General features: G+C 71.7%; 16 protein-coding genes and 1 tRNA gene. 8 read left to right on the top strand and 9 right to left on the bottom strand.

All coding sequences use genetic code 11. The annotated features are described in order from the left end of the window. Nucleotides 1–29: 29 nt before the first annotated feature. Nucleotides 30–770: a class I SAM-dependent methyltransferase gene (locus Mam01_RS06270; RefSeq protein WP_204284464.1), complete on the bottom strand. Its 741-nt coding sequence runs from the start codon at nt 768–770 to the stop codon at nt 30–32. A gap of 36 nt (nt 771–806) precedes the next feature. Further along, nucleotides 807–1,790: a DUF2332 domain-containing protein gene (locus Mam01_RS06265; RefSeq protein WP_204284463.1), complete on the bottom strand. Its 984-nt coding sequence runs from the start codon at nt 1,788–1,790 to the stop codon at nt 807–809. Nucleotides 1,791–1,890: 100 nt separating this feature from the next. Here Mam01_RS06265 and Mam01_RS06260 point away from each other — a divergent pair, with 100 nt between their 5' ends. Beyond that, nucleotides 1,891–2,850 (top strand): SMI1/KNR4 family protein, encoded by a 960-nt coding sequence (locus Mam01_RS06260; RefSeq protein ID WP_204284462.1) that lies wholly within the window; start codon nt 1,891–1,893, stop codon nt 2,848–2,850. A 45-nt stretch (nt 2,851–2,895) separates the two neighbouring features. Here Mam01_RS06260 and Mam01_RS06255 read toward each other — a convergent pair whose 3' ends face one another. Then, nucleotides 2,896–4,014, bottom strand: a complete 1,119-nt coding sequence (locus Mam01_RS06255) for a LacI family DNA-binding transcriptional regulator (protein WP_204284461.1) — start codon at nt 4,012–4,014, stop codon at nt 2,896–2,898. Nucleotides 4,015–4,062: 48 nt separating this feature from the next. After that, the gene (locus Mam01_RS06250; protein ID WP_204284460.1) at nt 4,063–5,091 is read right to left on the bottom strand and encodes an SIS domain-containing protein; all 1,029 of its coding nucleotides are present in this window, start codon (nt 5,089–5,091) and stop codon (nt 4,063–4,065) included. A 156-nt stretch (nt 5,092–5,247) separates the two neighbouring features. Here Mam01_RS06250 and Mam01_RS06245 point away from each other — a divergent pair, with 156 nt between their 5' ends. The 3 genes from Mam01_RS06245 (at nt 5,248) to Mam01_RS06235 (ending at nt 7,184) form a co-directional block, all read left to right on the top strand. Continuing rightward, complete coding sequence (locus tag Mam01_RS06245; RefSeq protein WP_204284459.1) at nt 5,248–6,498, top strand: endonuclease Q family protein; 1,251 nt, start codon at nt 5,248–5,250, stop codon at nt 6,496–6,498. Between the two features lie 276 nt (nt 6,499–6,774). After that, the gene (locus tag Mam01_RS06240) at nt 6,775–7,035 is read left to right on the top strand and encodes a hypothetical protein (RefSeq protein ID WP_204284458.1); all 261 of its coding nucleotides are present in this window, start codon (nt 6,775–6,777) and stop codon (nt 7,033–7,035) included. An 8-nt stretch (nt 7,036–7,043) separates the two neighbouring features. Beyond that, complete coding sequence (locus tag Mam01_RS06235) at nt 7,044–7,184, top strand: hypothetical protein (RefSeq protein ID WP_191910249.1); 141 nt, start codon at nt 7,044–7,046, stop codon at nt 7,182–7,184. A 141-nt stretch (nt 7,185–7,325) separates the two neighbouring features. Here the strand turns inward: Mam01_RS06235 and Mam01_RS06230 are convergent, their stop codons facing one another. Continuing rightward, on the bottom strand, nt 7,326–7,634 hold the full coding sequence (locus Mam01_RS06230; protein ID WP_204284457.1) for a helix-turn-helix domain-containing protein: 309 nt from the start codon (nt 7,632–7,634) through the stop codon (nt 7,326–7,328). A 38-nt stretch (nt 7,635–7,672) separates the two neighbouring features. Here Mam01_RS06230 and Mam01_RS37845 point away from each other — a divergent pair, with 38 nt between their 5' ends. Further along, nucleotides 7,673–8,014 (top strand): hypothetical protein, encoded by a 342-nt coding sequence (locus Mam01_RS37845; protein ID WP_425563115.1) that lies wholly within the window; start codon nt 7,673–7,675, stop codon nt 8,012–8,014. A 148-nt stretch (nt 8,015–8,162) separates the two neighbouring features. Here Mam01_RS37845 and Mam01_RS06220 read toward each other — a convergent pair whose 3' ends face one another. Then, nucleotides 8,163–9,083 (bottom strand): oxidoreductase, encoded by a 921-nt coding sequence (locus tag Mam01_RS06220; protein ID WP_204284456.1) that lies wholly within the window; start codon nt 9,081–9,083, stop codon nt 8,163–8,165. Between the two features lie 101 nt (nt 9,084–9,184). Here Mam01_RS06220 and Mam01_RS06215 point away from each other — a divergent pair, with 101 nt between their 5' ends. Both Mam01_RS06215 and Mam01_RS06210 read left to right on the top strand, forming a co-directional pair. After that, nucleotides 9,185–10,072, top strand: coding sequence for a helix-turn-helix transcriptional regulator (locus Mam01_RS06215; RefSeq protein ID WP_204284455.1), 888 nt, complete (start codon nt 9,185–9,187; stop codon nt 10,070–10,072). 452 nt (nt 10,073–10,524) lie between these two features. Then, nucleotides 10,525–11,790 (top strand): RNA-guided endonuclease InsQ/TnpB family protein, encoded by a 1,266-nt coding sequence (locus Mam01_RS06210; protein ID WP_239101071.1) that lies wholly within the window; start codon nt 10,525–10,527, stop codon nt 11,788–11,790. Nucleotides 11,791–11,836: 46 nt separating this feature from the next. Here the strand turns inward: Mam01_RS06210 and Mam01_RS06205 are convergent, their stop codons facing one another. The 3 genes from Mam01_RS06205 to Mam01_RS06195 all read right to left on the bottom strand — a co-directional run bounded on the left by Mam01_RS06205 (nt 11,837) and on the right by Mam01_RS06195 (nt 14,235). Beyond that, entirely contained in the window at nt 11,837–13,141 is a 1,305-nt protein-coding gene (locus tag Mam01_RS06205) for an alpha/beta hydrolase family protein (RefSeq protein ID WP_204284454.1), read from the bottom strand. 191 nt (nt 13,142–13,332) lie between these two features. Beyond that, nucleotides 13,333–13,406: transfer RNA gene (locus Mam01_RS06200), tRNA-Lys, on the bottom strand. A gap of 82 nt (nt 13,407–13,488) precedes the next feature. Next, complete coding sequence (locus Mam01_RS06195) at nt 13,489–14,235, bottom strand: nuclease-related domain-containing protein (protein ID WP_239101070.1); 747 nt, start codon at nt 14,233–14,235, stop codon at nt 13,489–13,491. A 206-nt stretch (nt 14,236–14,441) separates the two neighbouring features. On the opposite strand from Mam01_RS06195, the gene Mam01_RS06190 reads away from it, so the two are divergent. Continuing rightward, nucleotides 14,442–15,065 (top strand): TetR/AcrR family transcriptional regulator, encoded by a 624-nt coding sequence (locus Mam01_RS06190; protein ID WP_150935567.1) that lies wholly within the window; start codon nt 14,442–14,444, stop codon nt 15,063–15,065. Nucleotides 15,066–15,103 lie beyond the last annotated feature (38 nt).

Here is a 15,103-nt window from a genome sequence, read left to right as displayed (position 1 = left end):
TCGCGGCGGCCGGCGGCTCACAGGTCCTCTCACAGGTCCGCGACGAGCAGCCGGTAGCCGGCGTCGTACTCCTCCAGGCCGAGCAGGTCGCGGTGCAACTCGTGCCAGCGGCCCGACTCCAGGTCGGCCGCGAGCCGGTCGAGGGCCGGCCGTACGACCTCCGGGCCGAGCTGGGTGATCACGGACATGCCCGACTGGGCGACGGGGTCGAGATAGACCTCCGGGCGGCGCCAGTAGGCGGCGCCGAACCCGTCGGCGCAGTCGTGCGGGATCGGCACGGCCTCCACCCTGGCGCCGCCGAGCATCCGGCCGAGATCGGCGAGCGAGGGGGCGCGGCCCTCGTCCAGCGCCGCGCCCTCGGGCAGATATTCGGCGAGGAACCAGTAGTCCCTGGTGACCTCCTGGTCCCAGGTGAGGATCACCACCCGGCGCCGCGCGACCCGGCGCATCTCGGCGATCCCGGCCGCGAGGTCCGACCAGTGGTGCACGGTCAGGATCGCCATCGCGGCGTCGGCCACGCCGTCGGCGAGGGGCAGGGCCTCGGCCCGGGCCCGCACCACGGGGGCCGCCCCCGGCGGCCGCTGCGCGATCATCACCGCGCTCGGCTCGACCGCGAGCAGGGTCCACGGCGGCTCGTACGACCCCGCGCCCGCCCCCACGTTGACGACCGTGGCGGCGTCCCCGATCGCGGCGGTGATCCGGGCCGCCACCCTCGGGTCCGGCCGGCGGACCGCGCTGTACGTCGTGCCGATCTCGTCGTAAAGCGTCATGATCCCAGTATCGGCATCCCCGGTGCCGGCCCTCGGTCAGGCGAGCCAGTCCAGCCACTCGCCGTGCGGGCCGGTCATGGCGAGCGGGCGGCCGTCGAGCGCGGTCAGGAACGTCAGCCGGCCCTCCGGCAGGCCGGTCGTCAGCCCCGCGAGCACCAAGGGCAGCCGGGGCGCGCCCTCGTTGGAGATCCACCGCACCGGCATGTCGTGGGCCCGCAGGCCGCGGACCAGTGCCACGAACCGGTTCCGCGCGCCGGCGTCCAGGTACGGCATCACCGCGCTGTGGAAGACGACGACCGTCGTCCCGGCGGGCGCGGCGGCGACGAGGCCGGGCAGGGCGGCGGAGGCGTCCCCGCGCACCAGGCGCGGCGGGTCGGCCCTCGCCATCCGCACCGCCCCGCGCAGCCGCGCCAGCCGGTCGTCCTGTCCCGGCCAGACCAGGCACTCCAGCCAGCGCACGGCCTCGTCGTCGCGTACGTCGACGGGGTCGAGGTCGATCCCAGCCCGCCACACGATCTCCGGCGGGTGGTCCGGCACCGGCACCCTGCCGTTCGTCCGGCAGGTGAGCAGGACCGGGCTCGCGGCCGGTCCGATCTCCCGCCCACGGCCGGCGGGGTCGTCGTACCGGTAGCGGTAGCGGTCCGGGTAGAGGCACAGCCCCGCCGACGCGCCCACCTCGATCAGGGCCAGCGGCCGCGGCAGCGCCGCCAGCACGGGCAGCAGGCTCGCGCACCGGCCCGTCTCGTTGGTCTGCGTCCGCCGGGCGAGCACGGTCTCCCGCACCCGGTCCCAGTGCCGTACGGTCCAGGCGCGGAAGCGGCCGAAGTCGTCGTACGGCCCGCCGATGAAGCGCACCGCGGCGAGCAGCAGGTTGGGCTGCCGCTTCGGCTCCGGCAGGCCGTCGATCAGTTCGAGCAGCCCGGGGTCGGCGGCGACGGCGAGGCCCAGCGCCTCGTAGACCGGGCTGTGTCCCCTGGCCTCGCGCTCCGCGAAGAACCGGTACCACTCCGCCGTCTCCATGTCCTCATCAAATCAACCCGGATCACCGCGTGGCACGACCGACCGCACATATATGCGAATTTCCCGGTATGGCGGGGCGCAAGATCGATAAGGTGCGCGGGTGATCGCATCCCGGTGGACACGCGTCGCGGGGCCGGCGCTCGCGGTCGCGCTCCTGATCGCGGGAGCCGTGGGTGAGCCGGATGCCGGTGGGTCCGTGAGGTGCTTCGTCTCCTACGGTGGCCTGCTGTCGCTGTCCTGCGGCGACCCCGGGCTCGAAGCGAGGATCAAGGCACACGCGCTCACCCCGGATGAGGCGAAGGCCATCGGCTGCCCGCCGGTCCTGTGGGAGGACGACCACGACCTGGCCGCGCTTGAGCGTGAGGCACAGCAACAGGTCTCCACGGGCGACCCGCCCACGTACCCCCTGCGCGCGCCCGGTCAGGCGGTCGCCACGCGGGTGAACCAGGCGTGGGACCGGATCGAGCGGTGGCTGGGCGCGCACGCCTCGGCCACGCTGCGCCGGCTCGAGTTCGGCACCGGCCCGCAGGACCTCGCCCGCTGGGAGGCCACGCGAGGCCGCCGCCTGCCCGACGACCTGTACGCCTCTTACCTGCGGCACAACGGCGCCGACGGCAACCTCGGGTCGGGCTTCCAGCTCCCCATGTCGTACGGCCTGCTCGGCCTGTACGACATCGACCAGGTCAACAGCGGCCGCTGCCTCCCCCTAGTGCTGTGGGGGGATCGGGAGGGCGCCGACCCCGAGCACGGAAAATGGCACGGCAGCCTCCTGGCCGTCGGCAGCGACAGCCGCGGCCGGAACCTGTTCGTCGAGCCGCGTACGGGCCGCGTGGGTGAGGCCTCGCGGCGGGAGAGGCTGGCGTACGACGGCCCGATGGGCTGGCCGTCGTACGTCGCGATGCTGGAGGCGCTGGCCGGCGCGCTGGAGCCCGGTGGGGCGCTGCGCCGCTGGTATCCGGTCGTCACGGTGGGCTGCGAGCTGCGCTGGGCCGAGCACCCCGCTCCCCTGCGGCCGGGCTGCGCCGGCGGCCCCCGGCCGTCCCCCAGCCCTACTGGGTGACGGCGGGCCGATCGCAGCCCGTGGCGGCTCCGGACCGGACGTCCGTCACCGCGGCGTCGCGGGGGTCTGTCCGCCGACCGGGGCTACGGACTCCCGCTCGATCAGGGCGACGTCCATGAACAGAGTGGCGGGCGGCTCCGGCTGCGGGTCACGCAGGCGCCGGATCAACCGCCGGGCGGCCTCCGCGCCCATCTCGTAGACGGGCTGCGCGATGACGGTCAGCGCCGGGGAGACCAGCACGGTCCAGTCCAGGTCGTCGAACGCCACCACCGAGAGCCGGTCGGGCACGGCGATGCCCAGCTCGCGGATCGCGCGGTAGGCGCCGACCGTCATCAGGTTGTCCACGGTGAAGATCGCCGTCGGCGGGTTCTTGAGCGCGAGGACCCGCCGCGTCTGCTGGTAGGCCGCGTCGGCGGCGTAGGTGCCGGTGCGCCGCACCAGTTCGCGGCGCACCGGCACCCCGGCGTCCCAGTGGGCCCGGAGATAGCCGAGGAGCCGGGCCTCGCTCGGGCTGAGCTCGCCCGGCGACGCCGCGATCTCCGGGTCGAGCAGCCGCGCCCAGTCCTGCTCCCGCGGCTGGCGCAGCTCCGTGACGATCGCGACGCGCCGGTGACCGAGGTCGAGCAGGCGCCGTACGGCCTGGTAGGCGGCCTTCATGCCGTCCACGACGACGGCGTCGGCCTCCAGGCGGTCGCTCACGCGGTCGAACAGGACGACGGGTGTGCCGTCGCTCTGCGCCCGGGCCAGATGGTCGACCCGCGTGACGTCGGCGGGCGCGCAGATGATCCCGTCCACCTGCTTGTGCAGGAGCAGCTGGACCGCCTCACGCTCGCTGGCGAGGTCCTCGTCGCTGTTGGTGACGAGGGTGCTGAAGCCCTTCTCGCGCGCGACGTCGGAGATCCCCCGCAGCGCGCGGGCGAAGAAGGGGCTCTCGATGTCGGCGCACACGACCCCGATGGTGTCGGTCCGGCCGGTGCGGACGCTGGCGGCGAGGCGGTTGGCGCGGTAGTCGAGCTGCCGCGCCGCCTCCGCCACCCGCCGCCGCACGTCCTCGCTGACGCTTCCGTACCCTCCCAGCGCGCGCCCGGCGGCGGCCGTGGAGACGCCGGCCAGCGCCGCCACGTCCGGGAGCGTCGCCCGGCGTGGCCTGCCGGATGGGGTCACCGATCCTCCCTCTCTCGCCACCGGTCACCGCGCGCGCAGAGGCGCATGTCAGTACGCCATCTTGTGCATGTAGCGCCGCTCGTCGAGCGAGTGGCCGGTGACGGACTCGAAGTGGTCGGCCAGGCGGGTGGCGAGGTTGGCCAGCACCGGGGCCGACAGCTCCGCCCGGGCCGCCGCGGGCACGCCCGGCAGTTCGAGGGCGGCCGAGTCGAGTGTGTACAGCCGGGAGGTCGCCTTGGGGGCGAACGCGGCGACCCGGTCGGCCATCGCCCGCGTGCCGTCCTCACTCCGCAGCAGGATCAGCGGCGCGTCGCCGACCACCATCTCGAACGCGCCGTGGAAGAAGTCGCCGGACGCCACGCACACCGACTTCTTCCACTGCATCTCCATCAGGTAGCAGACCGAGAGCAGGAAGGCGACGCCGTACGCGTTGCCGCCGCCGACCACGAAGGTCAGGTCGGCGTCCGCGGTCTCCCGCGCGATCGTCGCGGAGACCTCCTCGTGCGCCTCGGTGGCGTCGGCGAGCGCGTCCGGCAGGGCCTCGTAGCCGCGGGTCAGCGTGTCGTAGTCCAAGTCCGCGCCACCGGCCCGGAGCAGTTCCTGGACGAGCTGGCCGAGCAGGACGTGCTTGGCCGCCGTGATCGTCTTCTCGCTGTGGTAGGTGAAGGCGGCGTCGCCCAGCTCGCCGAGGGGGTTGTCGGCGTCGGTCGCCACCGACACGACGTACGCGCCCGCCTCCCTGGCCAGGCGCGCGGCGGCCACCGTCTCCGGGGTCGCGCCCGAGTGGGACGAGGCCACGACCAGCGCGCGCTCCGACAGCCGGGGCGGCGGCGCGGCCAGGAACTCCGCGGCGTTGACGTTGTGGCTGGCCAGGCCCGCCGCCGAGGCGGACAGCGAGGCGTGCGCCGGCACCGAGGAGGCCCAGGAGCCGCCGCAGCCGACGAAGAACACGTCCGTCACCCCGCGCGCGGCCGCCTCCGCCGCCACCTTGGCCGCGATGCCACGCTGGTCGACCGCTCCCCCGATGACCTCCCTGAGCTGGGGGTCGATGGGTCGCAGGCCGGGGTTCGCAGTCATGGGCACTCCGCATGTAGAACGTTCTCACCGGGATGATGAGAAGGTTCTCAACCCATCCTGGGAGCGGTCAAGGGGAGGGCGGAGCTTTTTGCCGTGTTTCGACCTGGCGGCGTCGGCAACGTGGTAGATCGTTGGTCAAGCGAGGGGAGGTTCGCCGTGCGTTTCCACGCCGACCTGCACATGCACTCCAGGTACGCCTACGCGTGCAGCAAGAACAGCGACCTGGAGCAGCTGACCTGGTGGGCGCGGCGCAAGGGCGTCACGCTGATGGGCACCGGCGACTTCACCCATCCGGCCTGGCTGGACCGGCTGCGCACCGCGCTCGTGCCGGCCGAGCCGGGGCTGTTCCGGCTCCGCGATGACCTCGACCGGGAGGTCTCCCGCACCCTCCCCGGCAGCGTCGCGTCCGCGCCCGTGCGGTGGATGCTGACCGTGGAGGTCTCCACGGTCTACTCCCAGGGCGGCCGGTCCCGCAAGATCCACCATCTCGTCCACCTGCCCGGCTTCGAGCAGGTGGAGGCGTTCAACCGGGTCCTCGCCGGGATCGCCGACCTCGGCGTGGACGGGCGGCCCACCGTGCGCATGAGCGCACGCGACCTGCTGGAGACGACGCTGGCCCAGGGCGAGGGCGCCTACCTGGTGCCGGCGCACGTCTGGACCCCCTGGTTCGGCGTCTTCGGCTCGAAGTCGGGGTTCGACACGCTGGAGGAGTGCTTCGGCGACCTCACCGAGCACGTGTTCGCGCTGGAGACGGGGCTGTCGGCCGACCCCGGGATGATGTGGCAGGTCTCCGGGCTGGACGGCTATCGGCTGGTGAGCTACTCCGACGCGCACTCGCCGCCCATCGTCGGCCGCGAGACGACGGTGTTCGACACCTACCTCGACTACTTCGCCGTACTGCGGGCCCTGCGCAGCGGTGACGGGCTGGCCGGCACGACCGAGTTCTTCCCCGAGGCGGGCAAGTACCACGTCGACGGTCACCGCAAGTGCGGCGTGCGACTCGACCCCGAGGAGACCCGCAAGCTCGGCGGGGTCTGCCCGGTGTGCGGCCGTACGCTCACGGTCGGCGTGCAGAGCAGGGTCGAGGACCTCGCCGACCGCCCGGCGGGCAGGAGCCCGCGCGGCGCGGCGGGCTTCCGCAACCTCCTCCCGCTGCCGGACGTCGTGGCGGAGATCCTCGGCGTCGGCCCGAAGAGCAAGAAGGTGGCCGCCGAGACCGACCGGCTCGTGGCCGCGCTCGGCCCGGAACTCGCGATCCTGGGCGATCTCCCCCTCGGTGACATCGCCGCCTGCTCCCCGCGCCTCGCCGAGGCCGTCGGCCGCCTGCGAAACGGCGAAGTGACCAAGGACCCCGGCTACGACGGCGAGTTCGGCCGCATCCACACCCTCGCCCCGATGCGTCCGTAGCCCGCCGTACGACTGACGGGAAACTCACAGGCTGGTGTACGAGCCGTCTCGGCCAGGTGGGCCTTGTCAGGCTCTTACTTCCGTCAAACGACGGGCAGCGACAGTCTTCGCGAAGAGCGCGCCCTGGGTGTCAGGACCAACTGCTTGTCCTCCGGCCGAGGTCCCCAGTCCACTCACCACTCAAGCCAGGCCGAGTCGACACCTGAGACGGATCTCAGTGCTCGACTGGTCGCCGCGGCGAGTATGCCGCCGCCGAAAAAGGAGGAATCGGAGCAAATGGAGGTGGCCAGCGGCGTGGCGGTTTACGTCGACTACGAGGGACACCGCACGCAGGGCATATACGACAGGGCGACCACACGCATAGACATCATCTCGGGACCGCTCGCGGGGCGGAGCTTCAAGACGCCGACCGGTGCGGCCCGAGCCGTGGTGGCGCACTACAAGCCCGGTGTCAGCCCGAACCGCAACGGCTGGGCTTTCTGGATGCTCGACGACGGCTCCGGTAGGTTCCTCCAGAGCATCCGGGAGACGTCCTGACCAACGAGGTGGAGCCGCAGTTCTACCGCTACACGGCGCTCGGTGCCGAACGTCCTGATCAGGAAGTCGGGTACAACGCCACGCGCCGCCCGCAGATGAGCGTCAAGCATGACAGTGCGGAGGCGACCCTGCACCTCGTCACGGGGTGAGACGTGTAGAACGGCTGCAGTTGACGACCACGCCGTGCGCGTTGCGTGCGCCATCGCGCCGGTGTGGGCGGCTTGTCGGCAGCTTCGAACGAGCAGCGGCGGCCCGGTGACGTGGAAGGCGGCGGCGCACCGGCGCGTGAGCTACGCGGCGTGCGCCTCGAACCACAGGGAACCCACATCATGGCCGGGGGTCAGGCGGACGTCGGCGTCGAGAGCGGCGGCCAGAAGCCGGAGTAGCGGTACCGTCGGCGCCGTAACGCCTTCCTCGATGCACTCGATGTCGTCCTCGGTCATCCCCGCGCGGTCGGCCAGTTGCGCCACGCTCAGATTAAGTGCGGTGCGCCGGTCATACAGGGCCTTGCCGAATGCCAGCGCCTCGCGGATGGCGACACGCTCAGGATCCTCAGCCGACGCCTCCGGTCGCACCCAGCGGGTGTGGTAGCCGACCATCACACCTGCCTCTCATAGGTCTCGGACACCGGTCCCCGGTGATCGCGTTCGCAGACCTTCTGCGCCCGGACCGCCCGATCGATCTACCGCTGATCGTGCTGCCTCGTCTTGTGAAAGACAGTGAGCAACACGATGGTCCTTCGTGGAGTACACCAGTACGTTACCCGTGCCGCACCATCCCGAAGCCGGACGCGCAGTTCCCAGACAGGACCTTCCAGGTGATCCGACCAGGGCCCGCCGAGCTCGGTGCCCTTCTCCGCAAGAAGGCCGGCCACCTCGTCGACTCGCTTGAAATCGCTGTCACCGAGGTTGTCGAGCCACTTCCGGACTTCCGGCTCGATTTAAAAGCCGTACAGCTCACGCACCTCCTCTTCAGGTGATGCCGAGGCTAGTCAAGCGGCCTGTATCGACGCCGGCCTTTCCCTTCCTCTCCTCCCGGGCTGCCGGCCGACCGAATCGTGGTGAACCGCGAAGAAAGTCCTCTTGTTTCTCGACGGCGTAGCGGCCCATTCGCTGCAGCGGGTCGGGTCAGAGGTAGGTGACGCCGGTCAGGGCTTCGGCGGCGGTCCAGAGGCGGCGCCCGACGGTGGGGTCGGCCGCGTGCGCGCTGGGGCGGACCTCCACGACCCGGCCGCGCATCTCGAAGAGGCCGGACGGCCCGAAGAACTGGCCGCCGCGCACGCCGGGCGCGGTCGCGGCGAAGAGCTGGGGCAGCGCCCCCCGCTCGACCGGCTGGGTCGTCACCACGGACAGCCGCGCGATGATCCGCCCGGCCCGGGGGCGGTGCTCCCAGGCCCGGGGAGTGAGATTGCTTCTGGACAGCCCAGGGTGGGCGACGACGCTGACGATCGGTGATCCGGCGGCCCGCAGGCGACGGTCGAGTTCGAGGCCGAAGGCGGTGGTGGCGAGCTTGGAGCGGCCGTACGCGCGACTGGCGGTGAAGTCGCGCCGCGACATCAGGTCGTCGAAGTCGAGGCGGGCGTTCTTGTGGGTGATCGAGCTGAGGCTGACCACCCGTGCGGCGTCCGCCTGGCCGAGGCTGTCGAGTAGCAGACCGGTGAGGGCGAAGTGGCCCAGCATGTTGGTGCCGAGCTGGAGCTCGAACCCGTCGGCCGTCGTGCGGGCCGGGCCGAGGAGGACCAGCCCGGCGTTGTTGACCAGCAGATCGATCGCCGGGAAGTCGCCGGTCATTCTCTTCGCGAAGGCGCGCACCGAGGCGAGTGAGGCCAGGTCGAGCTCACGCACCTCGACCTCGGCCCGTGGCACGGAGCCTCGGATCGCTTCGGCCGCCCGCTCACCCGCGGCGGTGTCCCGTACGGCCATCACGACGTGTGCCCCGTGGCGGGCGAGCTCGGTCGCGGTGACCAGGCCGAGTCCTGAGTTCGCGCCGGTGACGACGGCGACCCGGCCGTGCTGGTCGGGGATGTGACTGGCGTTCCATTCGGTCATGGCGACGACGCTAGGACGGGAGCTCCGGATCTCGGTCGTACGCGTCTGCCTGGGAACGCCAGACCTACCTTCGGCGCGGATCGCGGCGGCAGACTGTCTGCATGGCCGTCGACCACCCGTACGCCCGTGAGCTCGGTGACTTCCTGCGTGCCCGGCGCGGCCGGCTGCGCCCACGGGACGTCGGCCTGGAGCCGGGGCTCCGGCGCAAGGTGGCCGGACTGCGGCGCGAGGAGGTCGCGTTGCTGGCCGGGCTGAGCACCGACTACTACCAGCGCATGGAGCAGGGCCGCGAGGTGCGGCCCTCCGACGAGGTGCTCGACGCCCTCGCCTCCGCGCTCGACCTCGACGACGAGGAACGGCGGCACCTGTTCACCCTCGCCCGGGCGGCACGGCGGCCGGCGGCCGTCCGCACGCGCCGCGCCCCCGAACGCGTGCCGGACAGCACGAGGCGGCTGCTGCACGTCATGGGCGCTCCCGCCGTCGTGCTCGGCCGGCACCTCGACGTGCTCGCGTGGAACACGCTCGCCGAGGCGCTGCTCGGCGATCCGGCCACCCTGCCGCCGGGGCGGCGGAACCTGCTCATGGCGCTGTTCGAGGATTCAGGGGCACGGGCGCGCTGCCCCGACTGGGAGGCGACCGCCCTGCAGTACATCGGCATGTTGCGGGCCGCCGTCGCGACCGACCCGACCCATCCGCGCGCCACCACGATCATCGGTGAGCTGAGCATCCGCAGCGCGGACTTCCGCCGGCTCTGGGCCCGGCACGAGGTGCGTGAGACGGTCCACGGGACGAAGCTGTTCCGGCATCCCCAGGTGGGCGAGATCACCCTCACCTGGGACGTCTATCCCCTGCCCGGCAACCCCGGGCCGGTCCTGCTCGTCTACACGGCGGAGCCCGGCACCGCCGACGCCGAACGCATCCAGCTGCTCGCGTCCCTGCACGCCACGCGCGAAGCGCGGCACCAGGGACTGGAACCCCGGCCGCTCTGAACGGGAGTCTTTCCAGCCCCTGCGGCCCCGGCCGCCGAACCTCTCTACCGACCTGTGGGCCAGTGCTCCGGCGTTCACGCCGGGGGTGAAGGCCCACGCGGGAGTGCCCGCAAGGGCGCGAGCGTGCCCTGGCCCTCCGCCCGTGAACAGGTCAGCTCATGGGTCAAGCCCTGGCGGGAGAGATGCTCACACTGTCCGCTCACATGGGTCGTTTCTGCTGGTCGATGTAGTGCTTGAGGACCGTGAGCGGGCGTTGCCCACGCTTCCGGCAAGGGGGCAGCCGCACCCAGAAGTGCTCGCTCCACGGGGTACCAGCGGACGGGAGCGGTGTATATCTCGCTGGGATCCGCTCCGAGACGCCCTTCAGTGCGGTTGGCGTCCGCGCCGCAGATCGGGTCACTCACCGTGTGGATTCCATCACGGTGGTGTAAACCCGGGGGTACGATCCGGGTGTGGAGGTGGCCAGGCAGGCGCGGGCGCACGTGGCGCGACTCGACCTCACCGCCGCCCAGGTGGCGGTGCTGGACGGTCAGGCCCACACCGCCCGCGCGCTGTGGAACCTGCTGCACGAGTACTGCACCTTCCGGCAGGGCCGGTTGGCGACGGTCAAGGACTGCGACACCGCGATCCGGCAGGCCCGCCGCGAGATCGACTGGATGGGGCGACTGCCCGCCCAGGCGGCCCAAGCGGTGCTGAAAACCTACCGGCAGGCGTGGGCGAACTACTTCAACCCCGCCCACCCCGCCGGACGGCCCGGCTTCAAGAGCCGGGCCCGATCCCGGCCGGCCGTGGACGTCCCCCAGGGGCGGGACCTGAACATCGCCCGGCTGAACCGGCGGTGGGGCGCGGTCAACCTGCCCAAGGCCGGGCGGGTGCGCTTCCGGTGGACCAAGGACCTGCCCGGCGCCACCAGGGGCGGCCCCGCCGGACGGATCACCGGCGCCCGGCTGGTCAAAGAAGCCGACGGCTGGTACATCGTGTTCCGGACCGAACGCCAGGTGCCTGCCCCGGCCGCCCGCCCCGGCCCTGTGGTGGGGATCGACCGGGGAGTCACCGTCGCCCTGGCCCTGTCGGACGGCACCACGCGTGCACATGGGGACTGGCTCACCGGCGGTGAGAAGGAACACCTTCGCCGCTTGGAGAAGAAGTCCGCCCGCCAGCGCCGCGCTCGCGCTCCCGGCCGGCCTGCGTCCACACGGCTGGCCCGCACCTACGACCGGATCGCCCGGCTCCGCGCGACAGCCAAGCGCCGAGCCGTGAACTGGCAGCACCAGACCACCACCGAACTCGCGCGCACCTTCGGCGTGGTCGTGGTGGAGGACCTGCGGATTACGACCATGGTCCGCTCCGCTACCGGCACGATCGAACGACCCGGCCGGAACGTGCGGCAGAAGGCCGGACTGAACCGCGCCATCACCGGGCAGGCGTGGGGCCGCACCGTCACCCTGCTGGAATACAAAACCCGTGACCGCGGCGGCCTTGTGGTGAAGGTCCCCGCCCCGGGCACGTCACAGACCTGCCACCAATGCGGGCACCGCCACCCGGCGGCCCGGAACGGGATCAGGTACGCCTGCGTCAACCCCGCCTGCGGGTGGACCGGGCACGCCGACACCAACGCCGCGATCAACATACGCAACGCCGCAGGAACTGCGGTGTCAGGACGTGGAGACCTCGGGGCTGCCCGGTCCGCGAAGCGTCAACCCCCGCGCGCCGCCTGACCGCGACACGACGGGAGAATCTCCGGCCTTCAGGCCGGGGAGGAGTTCAAGTGCAGGTCTTGCGTTCCGGCGAGCAGAACCGGACCTCGGGATAGCGCGCCGACGGCCTGTCCAGCAGGGGTTGTGGCCTACCGCGCAGGTGCAGGTCGAGGAAGGCCCGGACGTACCTGCGGGTGATGTCCACGGAGCGGCTTCCGCGGAGCTCGCTGCCGAGGTCGACGCCGATCTGCTGGGCCAGCAGGTCGTAGTCGCTGAAGGACGGGTGTACGGCTCCGGCCACCACGAGCCAGCGCTTCCACCCGGTCAGGTGTGCCCAGTCGCGGTCCCAAGTGGCGTCTTCGCCGCCCGGGCTGTGCAACGGCTGGCCCAGGAACAGGAACGGGCGCGCCACCCCGCTCGCGGGGATCGGGGCGAACATGAGGCCGTCCATGTTGATCCCGGCGCGCACCCGGGAGTCCTTCAGCATCGTCTCGGCGGCGCTCGCGCCTCCGAGGGACGTGCCCGCCATCGCGATCCGGGACGCGTCGATCAGTGGGGCGCCCGTCCACCTGACGTGTGGACCGGTCAGCTGATCGATCACGAAGGAGACGTCGACCGCCCGGTTCTTCACCGCTTTCTCACCGAAGACGTCGACGCCTTCGAGTTCGCACGCGGCGCAGGTGGTCAGCCGTCCGCCGGGGAACGTGGTGGCGAAGGTCTCGTACGTGTGGTCGACACCGGCCACCACGTAGCCTCTGCTCGCCAGTTCCTCGGCCAGGGCGGTGAGCGAGCTGCGGGGGTCGGTGAAGCCGGGAGAGAGCACGACGAGGGGCAGGGTGTGCCCGCGTCCCGCCGGTTCCGCGCCGCGGAACGCGTGGGTCCGCGTTCTGCTCAGCACGTCGGGCGGCACGCCCGTCACCCCCTTGCCCTTCAGGATGAGCTCCGACTCCTTGGGCGTCACGTAGGGCGCGCGCCGTCCGTTCCGGGACTTCGCCGGATACCAGAGGGAGACCATGAGCTCCCTCGACCTGGCCTGAGGGACCCAGGGATCAGGGCGCGAGGTGTCCTCCAGACGCAGGGACGTCGTGCCGACCGGATGGGGACCGGTCGGCTCGGGCAGATACGGCGTGCCGCTCGACGTGACGGAAGAGCCGCCGGAGGTGTGTGCGGACGAGGCGGACGCCGGCGTCCAGGAGGCGGGGATCACCAGAGTGAGCAGTCCCGCGACCGCGGCCAGACCGGCCCGCAGGATCGGAGTCCGGAGCGTCGGATCTCCGCCGCCCGGCCGACGCTCGGTCACAGCCGGACGAGCCTTCTCATCCCTGGTGGGGCCCTCGGCGCTCAGCGCCACATACTGATCTTCAGATGGCATGGCCTGATCCTGCGGGGCCCGAACGCGGCGCGGTATCGGCCGAAGGTACGGCCGGCGCCGTTCGAGTAGCACTTCGGGCCGATCCCGGGTGCGCGCCGGGACAGGCCCACGGCCTCGTTCCACCGGCACCGACCACGACGCTCGTGAACGACGAAAGCCCAGGCCGATGACGACCTGGGCTTTCGAATGGGTGCGCCGCCAGGGACTCGAACCCCGGACCCGCTGATTAAGAGTCAGCTGCTCTAACCAACTGAGCTAGCGGCGCAGAGCTCTTAGAGGTTATCGCACCCCTCGGAGCAGTCAAAATCGGATCGGAGCGACGGCCCGGTCGGCTGGGGCGGCTTCGATCAGCTCATGCGGCGCAGGATGCGGGCGGCCGTGCGCGCCAGCAGGTCGATCTGCTCCTCCGTGTACGCCGTCGTGCCGTTGGCGCGGATCCAGCCCGCGACCCGGCGGGGATAGGCGACCGTCAGCCCCTCGCCGGTCAGGACGCCGCCCCAGGACTTGATCTTCCCGCCGTGTACGGCGAGCACCGGGACGATCGTCACCGCGATCCCGGTCTCCTTGGTCAGCAGCGCGGCCATCGACTCGGCGGCGGAGATCAGGCCCTTGGCGACCGAGGTGCCGAACTTCTCGTCGAAGAACAGCCGCTCGCCGTACCGCGCGATGAGGGTGTCGGGCGACCACGCCTCGTTGTCCACGATCCACACGCCGCCGGGGCCGATGACGAGGTGGTCGATCGACGCCTCTCCGGGGACGGCCCGGCCGTCCATGACCCGGTAGCCGTGCCGGCGCAGCATGAGGCGCAGCAGCCGCCCGGTGCGCACCTCACCGCGGCGCTTGCCCCGCCACACCGCCGTGCGCTCGTACAGGCGCCAGGCGACGAACCAGTCGACGCCACCCGCCAGCGCGCCCAGCACGACCCCCGCGACGAACGCATTTAGCCCGAGCCGCGAGCCCAGCATGTTGCCCGCGACGAAGCCCGCGACCGCGATGGCGGCCCGAATCCGGAGCCGGTTCTTGCGCCCGGCGAACCAGAACGTCACGTACAGGTTCTGCGGCGACGCGCCGGTGAACTTCTCGTCTTTCGGCACATAGATGGAACCGTTTGGCACGCCAACCCCCACAGTCTGCATGCGGCTTTCTCCCGGGATACCCGAGCGGGAATCCCAACCCTCCTAAGGTGAGGGAAGTAATGCGATTCCGCCAGTCCTTGGACAACGCATTACCCGGGCAGCGCGGTCCCCAGGCGGCGACCGACCAGTCGGTATGCTTGGGCCGGATGACGAAGGAGGTCGGGATGTCCCGGCGTGCATCGAATCTCCCCGCACCCGCCGATCGCGGCGCACCCGCGGAGGAGCCCGTACGGCGGCGCCTGCTCGCCGAGGCGACCCGGCTGTTCGCCGAGCGGGGCTTCGAGAGCACCTCGGTCCAGGAGATCGTCGCGGCGGCCGGGGTCACCAAGGGCGCGATGTACCACTACTTCGGGTCCAAGGACGACCTGCTGCACGAGATCTACGCCCGGGTGCTGCGCCTGCAGATGGAGCGGCTCAACCGCTTCGCCGACGCCGGGGGCCCGGTGGCCGAGCGGCTCCACGCGGCGGCGACCGACGTCGTCGTGACCACGGTCGACAACCTGGACGACTCCAAGATCTTCTTCAGGTCGATGCACCAGCTGGCCCCCGAGACCTACCGGAGCGTGCGGGCCGAGCGGCGCCGCTACCACGAGCGGTTCCGCGGCCTCGTCGCCGAGGGACAGCGCGACGGCGTCTTCCGCGACGACATCCCGGCCGAGATGGTGGTCGACTTCTTCTTCGGCTCGGTCCACCACCTCGGCACCTGGTATCACCCCGACGGCCCGCTGACCGGCAAGGAGGTCGGCCGCCACTTCGCCGACCTCCTGCTCGGCTCACTGCGCCCCTGAAGAGCCCCCTGAAGAGCCCCCTGAGGAGCGGCCCCGAG

The organism is Microbispora amethystogenes, from assembly GCF_016863015.1.
Taxonomy (GTDB): Bacteria; Actinomycetota; Actinomycetes; order Streptosporangiales; family Streptosporangiaceae; genus Microbispora; species Microbispora amethystogenes.
The sequence above is the reverse complement of the archived record's forward strand: the minus strand, read 5'-3'. Positions and strand labels throughout refer to the sequence as shown.

What these genes read in the sequence shown, in the direction of transcription:
- Mam01_RS06250 (WP_204284460.1), bottom strand. Translation starts at nt 5,091, where the DNA reads ATGACTGCGAACCCCGGCCTGCGACCCATCGACCCCCAGCTCAGGGAG.
- Mam01_RS06205 (WP_204284454.1), bottom strand. Translation starts at nt 13,141, where the DNA reads ATGCCATCTGAAGATCAGTATGTGGCGCTGAGCGCCGAGGGCCCCACC.
- Mam01_RS06215 (WP_204284455.1), top strand. Translation starts at nt 9,185, where the DNA reads ATGGCCGTCGACCACCCGTACGCCCGTGAGCTCGGTGACTTCCTGCGT.
- Mam01_RS06220 (WP_204284456.1), bottom strand. Translation starts at nt 9,083, where the DNA reads ATGACCGAATGGAACGCCAGTCACATCCCCGACCAGCACGGCCGGGTC.
- Mam01_RS06265 (WP_204284463.1), bottom strand. Translation starts at nt 1,790, where the DNA reads ATGGAGACGGCGGAGTGGTACCGGTTCTTCGCGGAGCGCGAGGCCAGG.
- Mam01_RS06190 (WP_150935567.1), top strand. Translation starts at nt 14,442, where the DNA reads ATGTCCCGGCGTGCATCGAATCTCCCCGCACCCGCCGATCGCGGCGCA.
- Mam01_RS06270 (WP_204284464.1), bottom strand. Translation starts at nt 770, where the DNA reads ATGACGCTTTACGACGAGATCGGCACGACGTACAGCGCGGTCCGCCGG.
- Mam01_RS06240 (WP_204284458.1), top strand. Translation starts at nt 6,775, where the DNA reads ATGGAGGTGGCCAGCGGCGTGGCGGTTTACGTCGACTACGAGGGACAC.
- Mam01_RS06230 (WP_204284457.1), bottom strand. Translation starts at nt 7,634, where the DNA reads ATGGTCGGCTACCACACCCGCTGGGTGCGACCGGAGGCGTCGGCTGAG.